Here is a 1,017-nt window from a genome sequence, read left to right as displayed (position 1 = left end):
AGCGAAGCGACAACGTTTCATATTTCCTCCTGGAGACGCTTGGCCTTGCGAACAAGGTAATCGTCAAAAGCGCGAACGCGGAAAAAGATACTCTCTCGATCCGCTTGCTATCTCCGTACGTCGTTGTGTCGGAGGAAGACATCATTTCCGAGAGAAGTCCCGTCCTCTATTCTGGAATTCCCAGTCAGCGGACGTTTGAACGGAACTTGTTCCGCCTGCTTCTAACCGGCAACGACGATGGCGCGGCTGTTACCGTTGCAGGTAAAAAGGAGAAAAGTGTCGCCCGAACTGCAAAGGTTGAGTTGGTCGATGAGATGATCGCTCAACTTGATGAGGAGATTGGCGAGGGTGGGCCGACGCGTGAGGAGCTCACCGAACAGCTCAGAAAGATCGAAGGATCCCTAGGCTCCCTGCATGACAACTTGCGTCAGGCTCAAAACAATCTTGACAGCCTTGTGACCGAGCGTCGGCAGCTTGTGGAAACCCAACGCGACCTGGTTTCTCGATTTACGGAACTCGAAGTGACGCTGCAGCGCTTCGGCCGTCTTAGTGAGGTCTACAAGTCCGACATTGCCCGGCTACAGGCTTTGGAGGAGGGCGGATTCATACTGGTCACTATGGCGGAACGCGATTGTCCGGTCTGCGGGGCGCCGCCTGGTGTCCAGCGGCGCAATCATGCCGCAGATGAGATCGCCCTTGCTCACAGGGCTGCTGCCGCCGAGGTGAGGAAGATTCAGATTGAGCAGCGTGAACTAGGTCAGACGATAACATCGCTTGAGGCCGAGGCAACGGGCTTGCGAAGCAGGTCTGCAAAGTTGTCGGACGAGATTGATCGTGCTGGGAAAAGAATAGAGGACGCTCGGCCCAAAGAAATCGCTGCACGTCACCTCTACGAAGAACTCTCTGCCACCAAGGCACGGATTGATCGAGCGGAAGACCTTTACGAGAGAAGGGACCGTCTCGTAGTTCGTCGATCCCAGATCGAAGAGAAGGCTTCTGAGGGCAAGGCAGACAAAC

It is taken from the genome of Mesorhizobium sp. M7A.F.Ca.MR.362.00.0.0, assembly GCF_004023175.1.
GTDB lineage: Bacteria > Pseudomonadota > Alphaproteobacteria > Rhizobiales > Rhizobiaceae > Mesorhizobium.
This window is presented reverse-complemented; position numbering follows the sequence as displayed.